Source organism: Herbiconiux sp. (genome assembly GCF_023264855.1).
In the GTDB taxonomy this organism is placed as follows: domain Bacteria; phylum Actinomycetota; class Actinomycetes; order Actinomycetales; family Microbacteriaceae; genus Herbiconiux.
The window spans coordinates 1-8,818 of the sequence record NZ_JAHFUW010000087.1 but is presented as its reverse complement, the minus strand read 5'-3'; the positions used below and the strand labels follow the sequence as shown (position 1 = coordinate 8,818).

Below are 8,818 nucleotides of genomic sequence, written 5' to 3'. Positions count from 1 at the left end.
GGGTAGGTGACCTCGTCGGGGTCGCAGTTGGTGTCGAGGATGCCGATGACCGGGATGCCCAGCTTCTTGGCCTCGTCGATCGCGAGGTGCTCCTTCTTGGTGTCCACGACCCACAGCGCCGACGGCGTCTTGGTGAGGTTGCGGATTCCGCCGAGCGACTTGTGCAGCTTGTCGAGCTCGCGCTTCTTGATGAGCAGTTCCTTCTTCGTGAAACCGCTCTTGGCGGTGTCCTCGAAGTCGAGCTCCTCGAGCTCCTTCATGCGCGCGAGGCGCTTGGAGACAGTCTGGAAGTTGGTGAGGAGGCCACCGAGCCAGCGCTGGTTCACGTAGGGCTGGCCCACGCGGGTCGCCTGCTCGGCGATGGACTCCTGCGCCTGCTTCTTCGTGCCGACGAAGAGGATGGTGCCGCCGTGGGCGACCGTCTCCTTGACGAAGTCGTAGGCCTTGTCGATGTAGCCCAGCGACTGCTGCAGGTCGATGATGTAGATGCCGGAACGCTCGGTGAAGATGAATCGCTTCATCTTCGGGTTCCAACGGCGGGTCTGGTGCCCGAAGTGAACGCCGCTGTCCAGCAGCTGGCGGATGGTGACGACGGCCATGGCCGTTCTCCTTTGTTCTCGGTTGTCTTCCGCGACGATGGCCGCGGAGCCTGGTGCCCGGCGCGCATCCGGCTCTCTGGCAGAGAATGGACTCTACGAGGGACCGAGTGGATGCGGCGGCCTGATGGGCACGCGAAGTCACCCCGACGAGCGGGGTGCTCCGAGAACTATACCACCCGTGTTACGGGGCTGCGTCGGGACGCTACGTGCGCGCGAGACGCTCGGCCTTCGCGTCGCGCGCGGCCTGACCGCGCACCACTTTCAGGTCGTCCATGCTCTCCAGCGACCGGCCCTTGGTCTCCGGCACCGCGAAGAACACGAAGAAGAAGCTCACCAGGGCGAAGAACGTGTAGAGCCCGTAGGTGAAGGCCAGCGAGAAGCTCGACAGTGCCGGGAAGGTCTCGGTGATGGCGAAGTTGGTGAGCCACTGCGCCGCGGCCGCGATGCCCAACGCCTTGCCGCGGATCCGGTTGGGGAAGATCTCGCCGAGCAGCACCCAGACGATCGGGCCCCAGGTGGCGCCGAAGAAGATGACGAAGAGGTTCGCACCCACGAGGGCCAGCGGGCCCCAGGCGCCGGGCAGCTGCGGGGTGCCGCCATCCGTCACCACGGCCTGCGAGAAGGCGACGGCCATCAAGCCGAGCGACACCACCATGCCGGCCGATCCGGTGAGCAGCAGGGGCCGGCGGCCGATCTTGTCGACGAAGAAGATGGCCACGAAGGTGACGGCCACGTTGATGATGCTCGTCACGACCGAAATGGTGAAGCTCGTGCTGGAGTTGGTGGTGTCGAAGCCGACCGAGCTCCACAGGCTCGTGGAGTAGTAGAAGATGACGTTGATGCCCACCAGCTGCTGGAACATCGACAGCAGGATGCCCACCCAGACCACGGGGAGCAGGCCGAACATCTTGCCGCGCAGGCTCGCCGTGCGGGCGTTCTCCCGGTCGAACTTGATGCCGTCTTCGATCTCTTTGAGGGCGTTGTCGACCTCGTTCGCGGGCATCACGCTGGCGAGCACGTCGTGCGCATCCTTCTGCTTGCCCTTGCCGGCGAGGTAGCGCGGGCTCTCGGGCAGGCGCCAGGCGAGCAGGCCGTAGACGATGGCGGGCACGGCGCAGGCGATGAACATCCAGCGCCAGGCGTCTTGGCCGAACCAGAGCGGCTCGTTCGCGCCGCCGGCCGCGCCCTGCAGGAGGGTGTCGCTGAGCAGGGCGGCGAAGATACCGAGGGTGATGGCCAGCTGCTGCAGGCTGGCGAGGGCGCCGCGCACGGCCTTCGGTGCGATCTCGGCGATGTAGGCCGGGGCGATCACACTCGCGATGCCGATGCCGAGGCCGCCGATGAAGCGCCAGGCGATGAGATCCCAGACGGCGAAGGCGAAGCCGGATCCGATCGAGGAGATGAGGAAGAGGCCGGCGCCGATCAGCATCACCGGGATGCGGCCGATCCGGTCGGCGATGCGGCCGGCGAAGTAGGCGCCCACGGCGCAGCCGAGCAGGGCGACGGCCACGACGAAGCCGGAGAGCAGCGGCAGGTCGCCGAGGGCGAAGTCTTCGTCGATCGCCTTGACGGCGCCGTTGATCACCGAGGAGTCGAAGCCGAAGAGGAAGCCGCCGAGGGCCGCGGCGATCGAGAGGGAGATGACCTTTCGACGCAGACGCTTGGAGCTCTGGTGGTCGTCGGCCGCTCCCGGCGAGGAGGCGTTCGTGCCGGCGGCCCGTGCGGGCGTCGATCCGGATCCGGGGTCAGTGGATGTCATTTCGGACTCCTTCGTGCCGATCGTGCCGGGAGAGGGGCGTGCGTGTCCACTTCTCCACATCTCCGATCCTGGCACGGATTCTGCACAATCGTGCCGGTGTTTCGTTCGGCCCTCCGGATGCCGCCGAGAGTGTTCTCCATGAACGCATTTCGGCGGTGGCGGTGGGGCGGCGGCGGCGGTGCGGGTGCGGGCTCACAGCGACGGGGGTCCGGGCGATGGGGGTGGCGGTGCGGGTGCGGGCTTTCAGCGACGGCGGTGCGGGCGATGGCGGTGACGGGGGCGCCCGGCGGGGTGGCGGCGGCCCTACTCGTCGTGGTGGCGCTGGTGGTCGCCGGCCCGGCGGCTGCGGCCGGCCCCGGTTCTGAGGGTGCGGCCGATCGCGCGCGGTGGCAGTGGCCTGTGGCGGAACCGGTCTCGGTGACGGCCGAGTACCGGGCACCGGTGACGCACTACGCCGCGGGGCATCGCGGCAGTGATCTCGCGGCGATTCCCGGCAGCCCGGTGATGGCGATGAGCGCCGGTGTGGTCGTGTTCGCGGGTGTGGTGGGCACCCGCCCCCTGGTGGCGATCGAGCACGTCGGCGGGTATCGCTCGAGCATCGAGCCGGTGCAGGCGTCGGTGGCCGTGGGGCAGTCGGTGGCGGCCGGCGAACAGCTCGGGGTGATGGCATCGGGCGGTCATTGCGGCTCCGGATGCGTGCATCTGGGCGTGCGGCAGGAGGGCGAGTACGTCAATCCGCGGTTGCTCATCGATGGGGTGCCGCGGGCGGTGCTCCTGCCGCCGGCGGTGCCGGCATCCCTGCCGATGCGGGCCGGCCCGGCCGTGGCCGGTTCGCCGGGTGCACAATGGGGGCATGGCATCCCCGGATCTCGACGAGCTGCGGCGACTGCGCCGGGCCCGCGACCTGATGGACCGCGAGTACGCCGAGCCGCTGAACGTGCCGGTGCTCGCCCGCCGGGCCCTGATGTCGACCGCGCACTTCAGCCGCCGCTTCCGCGAGGCTTACGGCGAGACCCCTTACGCGCACTTGATGACGCGGCGCATCGAGCGCGCGAAGGCCCTGCTCCGCCGGGGCGACCTGAGTGTGAGCGACGTGTGCTTCGCGGTGGGCTGTACGAGCCTCGGATCGTTCAGCTCGCGCTTCACCGAGATCGTCGGCGAGACCCCGAGCGCGTACCGCGCCCGATCGCACGACGACTTCGCCGTGGTGCCCAGCTGTGCAGCGATGGTGCTGGGCCGTCCCCGCCGATCGAGCAGAAACGAAGAAGCGCTCGGCGCCCTCACCCAATAGCGTCGTGCCATGACAATCTCACTCAGCCACGTTCACGTCCTCGTCGACGATCCCGATGCGGCGCTCGCCTTCTACCGCGACACGCTCGGCCTCGAGCTCCGCTACGAGGTGGAGAACGACGGGTTCCGCTGGATCACGCTCTCGACCCCCTCGCAGCCTGAGATCGAGGTCGTGCTCTCGCAGCCGCAGGCCGGCCACTCGAAGGAGGACGGCGAGGCGATCGCAGCCCTCCTCGCGAAGGGCGAGCTGCCCGGCCCGCTCTTCCGCACCGACGACCTCGACGCCACCTTCGAGAAGGTGCGCGCCGCCGGCAACGCCGAGATCATCCAGGAGCCCACGAACCAGCACTGGGGTGTGCGCGACGCCGCATTCCGCGACCCGGCCGGAAACATGGTGCGCATCAGCCAGGCCTGAGCCGTCGTTCGAGCGCTCGCCGGCGGACGCGGCGGCTCGCGTCACCAGGCCCGACGACTCGCATCCACAGGCACGTCGGAGCACATCCAGAGGCTCGGCGGGTCACGTCCGCAGGCTCGGCGGGTCACGTCCGCAGGCCCGACGACTCGCATCGGCGGGCATGCGCGAGCGGTCGAGAGGCCGAGCGTGCGGGAAGCCGAGCGACGGGCCTCAGGCTCGCGGGTGTGCCGCCTGATACGAGGCGCGCAGGCGTTCGACCGTGACATGCGTGTAGATCTGGGTGGTGCCGAGGCTCGCGTGGCCGAGCATCTCCTGCACCGCGCGCAGATCGGCCCCTCCATCGAGCAGGTGGGTGGCGGCGGTGTGCCGGAGGGCGTGCGGCCCGGCCGGCCCGCTCCCCGGAACGCTCTCCAGCAGTCGTGCGACGAGTTGGTACACCGACCGCGTCCCCAGCCGCCCACCGCGGACCCCCACGAACAGGGCGCGGGTCTGCGTGCGGCCGCCGTCTTGGCGAGCGATCAGCGACGACCGGCTTCGGGCGAGGTAGTCGGCGAGGGCGAGGGCGGCGGGCTGCCCGAAGGGCACGATCCGCTCCTTGGCCCCCTTGCCCACGACGCGCACGGTGCGGCGGTCGAGGTCGAGGTCGTCGAGGTCGATGCCGACCAGCTCGGAGACGCGCAACGCCGAGGCGTAGAGCATCTCCACGACTGCGAGATCGCGCAACGTGATCGGATCGCCCTCGGCGGCACGCGCCTGCAGCACATCGAGCACGCCCGACATCGAGTCGTTCGAGAGCACTCGGGGCAGCGTGCGCTCCGGCTTCGGGGCCCGCAACCTCACGGCCGCGTCGAGCTCGACGTGCCCGCTGCGCCGAAGCCACGCCGAGAAGGCTTTCGCCGAAGCCGACCGGCGGGCGAGCGTGGCCTTGGCGAGCTCGCGCTGCGAGGCCTCCCACAGCCAGTCCCGGTACAGCTCCAGGTCGAGCCCGCCGACCCCGGTCACACCGCGCAGGCCGGCGAACCGCTCGAGATCGGCGAGGTCGGACCCGTAGGAACGCACCGTGTGCGCCGAGTACCCGCGCTCCAGACGCAGGTAGCGCTCGTACTCCTCCCGAGCCGCCGAGATCTCCATCCCACCAGCATGCCGCGCCATCGCTCGTGCGCTCCCCCGCCCCGCTGACGCCGGGCCGATCCGCTCCCTCACCCCGCTGACGCCGGGCCGGCCTGCTCGCCCCATTGACGGCGGGCCGATCCGATCGACAGGCCGGCCGAGCCGCAACGGTGAGGTGCCGTCGGGTCACGCCGCTCAGCGCTCCCGCGGGCACTCCCGATCGCGCTCAGGCGCTGGGGGGAACCTGCCGCGAGAACGCCTCGCGCTGCTCGTCTTCGGGGAGGGCGTACACGCGGTCGACGAAAGCGTTGTCGAAGCCCGAGACCACCGGGAAGTCGCCGATCGGCACGATGGAGTGCACGATCCGATCGTCGTAGACATGCACGATCGAGAACGACTGCCCTCCGCCGACACCGGTCAGACGCCCGCGTTCGGCCGCGACATCCATCGTGTAGCAGGTGGCTGCCGCCACCGAGACGGGCACCCCCGCGAAGGTGCTGTGGGTGGAGTAATGCAGGTGTCCCCCGATCACACCGCGCACATCCGTTCCCGCGATCGCCGCCGCCAGTTCGTGCTGCCGCTGCAGCTCGAGGATGGGCATCAGCGGGATCGTCGTCGGGATCGGCGGGTGGTGCAGGGCGATGATCGTGCCCTCGGGTGCCGGCTGTGCGAGTTCGGCGCGCAGCCAGGCCAGCTGGTCTTCGGAGAGCTCACCGTGGTGATACCCCGGAACACTCGTGTCCAGCGCGATTACCCGAAGCCCGCCGAGCCGGATGCTCGAGTCGACCGGCGCGGTGCCCGGCGCCTGGTCGAGAAGCTCCGCGCGCAGCCGCGCCCGGTCGTCGTGGTTGCCCATCACCCACAGCACCTGTGCCCCGAGCCGCTCGGCCGCCGGCTCGACGATGCCCCGGATGCGGCGGTAGGCGTCGTCTTCGCCGAGATCCGCGATGTCTCCCGTGAACACGAGAAGCTCAGGCCGGATCCCCGACGCCTCCAGCTGACGCAGCGCCTGCGTGAGCGTCGCATCCGTGTCGACGGCCCCGTAGAGCGGCCGCTCGCCGGCGAGGAAATGGGTGTCGCTGATGTGGATGATCGTGTGAAGGGGCTCGCCGTACTGGGACATGACCCCAGTCTTCCAGACCCTCCCCTACGGCGAGCGGCCACCGGGTGAACAGACCCGGATCAGGTGCGCAGCCACCCGGCCACCTCCTCCCGCACCCCGTTCTCCACGGCGAGCAACCCGAGCGTGGCCGCCACAGTTCGCCCGGACATCCCGCTGAGGCGCGCGAGCTCGGCCACGCTGCGCGGCGTTCTGCGGCTGAGGGCGTCGAGCAGCCGGGTCGCATCCGGATCCCGCGCGGGACCCTCCACGGGATCGGCGCCCGTCCCTCGGCCCGTGGAACCGGCTGCGAGTGGGGCGGCCGAACCGAGGACGAGTTCGACGACGTCGGCCGCGGAGGTGACGCACACGGCGTCGTAGTCACGCAGCAGACGATGGCAGCCCGCAGAGCTGACGCTGGTGACCGGCCCCGGCACCGCACCGATCGGCCGGCCGAGAGCCGCGGCATGCCCCGCCGTGTTCAGCGATCCGGAGCGCTTGCCGGCCTCCACCACCACCGTGGCGTCGCTCGCCGCGGCGATGAGCCGATTGCGTTGCAGGAACCTCCATTTCGTGGGCGCCGATCCGCAGGGCAGTTCCGAGACGACCGCCCCGGTGGCCGCGATCCGCAACAGCAGATCGTGGTGGGCCGCCGGGTAGAGGCGGTCGACCCCGCCGGCCAGGTAGGCGACCGTGATGCCACGACTCGCCAGACTGGCGCGATGGGCCATGCCGTCGATGCCGTAGGCCGCCCCCGAGACGACCGTGAAACCGCGGTCGCTGAGACCGGCGCCGAGGTCCATCGCGACGTGTTCACCGTAGGACGTGGCATCGCGCGACCCGACCACGGCAATCGAACCACCCCGCCGATCGAGCGCCGAGACCGAGCCCCGCACCCACAGCGCGAGAGGGGCGTGGTCGCCGAGATCGGCGAAGCCCCGCGGCCACCCCGGATCTCCCGGCACCAGCATCCGTGCACCACACCGTTTCGCGCCCCGCAGAGCCTCGACCACAAGGCGTGACGACAGGCGCGGCCTCCAGCGCTCGAGCGCGGCCGCCAGGTCGGTGCGCGTGACTGGGCTCGAACCGTCGAGCCCGCCGCGCTCGCCGTGGCCAGAGTCGACCGCCTCGCTGATACCGGCATCGTTCCCGCCGCCATCGCTCATCCCGGCATCACTCCGCCCGGCACGGCCCTCCGACGACATGCCCGGGTCGTGATCGTGCGGCTCGACCGCGCGCGGATTCTCGAGCAGCTCGAACCACGCTTTCGCGGGCCGGCCCTCGAGCAGCATCGAGAGAGCACGATCGGCACCGAGGGCCGCGATGACCGCACCGGCCACGCCGTCGCCCGGTTCGGCGATCGTCGACCAGCTCGCCGTGGCGAACAGCCGGGAGACCGCTGCGTCGTCACCTGCTGCCACCGCCGAGACCTGGTCGGAAGCGGGCGGGCGGTCTGCTGCGGCAGATCCGCCAGCGTCGTGCCGCTCCCCATCCCTCGGGAGATCTACAACGGCGGTCACGAGTTCACGGACGACGTTCCGATCGAGCTGGTGGATCATCATGCGTTCACCGACTTGCGGAGGAAGAGCGCCCAGCCGACGTGTTCGCGGGTGGGAGCCGAGTCGCCGCCGTCGAGGTCGGCGAGGGTCCAGGCGACTCTCAGCACGCGGTCGTAGCCGCGCATCGTGATCGTTCCGCGTTCGAGCGCGCGATCGATCGACGCCGTGGTCGCGCCGGGCAGTCGCCGCCGGCCGTCTCGGAACCACGACCCCGGCACTTCGGCGTTGGTCTTCCAGGGTGTGGACGCCAACCGGGCACCGGCGACCGCCCGAGCCCCCTCGACCCGGGCCCGGGCCTGGGCCGTGGTGACACCGGAGGGTTCGTCGGCACCGACCCGGATCGCTCCCGCCGTGACCCTGTTGACCCGCAGCTGGAGATCGATCCGGTCGAGCAAGGGCCCGGAGAGCCGCCCGAGATAACGCCGCCGGTTCATCGGGGTGCAGACGCAGACGATGTCGGAGGTGCCGTACTGACCGCACGGACACGGGTTCGCCGCCAGCACCAACTGGAACCGTCCGGGGAAGTGCGCCACCGCGTTCGCCCGGTGCACCGTGATCGTTCCCGACTCGAGCGGCTGCCGGAGCGTGTCGAGAACGGAGCTCGGGAACTCCGGCGCCTCGTCGAGGAAGAGCACCCCGTGAGCGGCCCGCGCCGCGGCTCCCGGCCGGATGAGTTTGGATCCACCACCCACCAGCGCCGCTGCCGACGTGGTGTGGTGAGGGCTCTCCATCGGCGGCCTCGAGATCAGCCCGGACAGCGTGCGGCCGGCGAGCGACGACAGCGACGTCACCTCGAGCGACTCCTCGGGCCCGAGGTCGGGCAGCAAGGCCGGCAGTCGCTGCGCCAGCATCGTCTTGCCCGCTCCCGGTGCAGACGGCATCAACGTGTTACAGGTGGCCCACTGCAGTTCCAGCACAACCAGTAAACAGCTAGTGTGATCACTGCATGATGATTCATCATGGAGTGCACAAGGAATCACGTCTTCA

The 8,818-nt window shown here is 70.2% G+C and carries 8 protein-coding genes and 1 pseudogene; 3 read left to right on the top strand and 6 right to left on the bottom strand.

The window, feature by feature from the left end; translation table 11 throughout:
• Both rpsB and Q0D75_RS20700 read right to left on the bottom strand, forming a co-directional pair.
• The coding region (gene rpsB / locus Q0D75_RS20705) for a 30S ribosomal protein S2 (protein ID WP_291057730.1) at positions 1-599 on the bottom strand (599 nt) is incomplete at its 3' end.
• Between the two features lie 202 nt (positions 600-801).
• Positions 802-2,358, bottom strand: a complete 1,557-nt coding sequence (locus Q0D75_RS20700; RefSeq protein WP_291057728.1) for a sugar porter family MFS transporter — start codon at positions 2,356-2,358, stop codon at positions 802-804.
• 117 nt (positions 2,359-2,475) lie between these two features.
• Between Q0D75_RS20700 and Q0D75_RS20695 the strand changes: the two are divergent.
• The 3 genes and pseudogenes from Q0D75_RS20695 to Q0D75_RS20685 all read left to right on the top strand — a co-directional run.
• Positions 2,476-3,084, top strand: a pseudogene (locus Q0D75_RS20695) (peptidoglycan DD-metalloendopeptidase family protein); the annotation flags it as partial.
• Positions 3,085-3,211: 127 nt separating this feature from the next.
• Positions 3,212-3,649, top strand: a complete 438-nt coding sequence (locus tag Q0D75_RS20690) for a helix-turn-helix transcriptional regulator (RefSeq protein ID WP_291057726.1) — start codon at positions 3,212-3,214, stop codon at positions 3,647-3,649.
• Between the two features lie 9 nt (positions 3,650-3,658).
• Positions 3,659-4,063, top strand: a complete 405-nt coding sequence (locus Q0D75_RS20685; protein ID WP_291057723.1) for a VOC family protein — start codon at positions 3,659-3,661, stop codon at positions 4,061-4,063.
• Positions 4,064-4,273: 210 nt separating this feature from the next.
• On the opposite strand, the gene Q0D75_RS20680 is transcribed toward Q0D75_RS20685, so the two are convergent.
• From Q0D75_RS20680 to Q0D75_RS20665, 4 genes are all read right to left on the bottom strand, one after another.
• Positions 4,274-5,194 (bottom strand): tyrosine recombinase XerC, encoded by a 921-nt coding sequence (locus Q0D75_RS20680; protein WP_291057722.1) that lies wholly within the window; start codon positions 5,192-5,194, stop codon positions 4,274-4,276.
• A 205-nt stretch (positions 5,195-5,399) separates the two neighbouring features.
• Positions 5,400-6,296, bottom strand: a complete 897-nt coding sequence (locus Q0D75_RS20675) for a phosphodiesterase (RefSeq protein ID WP_291057719.1) — start codon at positions 6,294-6,296, stop codon at positions 5,400-5,402.
• 59 nt (positions 6,297-6,355) lie between these two features.
• The gene (gene dprA, locus Q0D75_RS20670; RefSeq protein WP_291057717.1) at positions 6,356-7,693 is read right to left on the bottom strand and encodes a DNA-processing protein DprA; all 1,338 of its coding nucleotides are present in this window, start codon (positions 7,691-7,693) and stop codon (positions 6,356-6,358) included.
• A gap of 137 nt (positions 7,694-7,830) precedes the next feature.
• Positions 7,831-8,712, bottom strand: coding sequence for an ATP-binding protein (locus Q0D75_RS20665; RefSeq protein WP_291057715.1), 882 nt, complete (start codon positions 8,710-8,712; stop codon positions 7,831-7,833).
• Positions 8,713-8,818 lie beyond the last annotated feature (106 nt).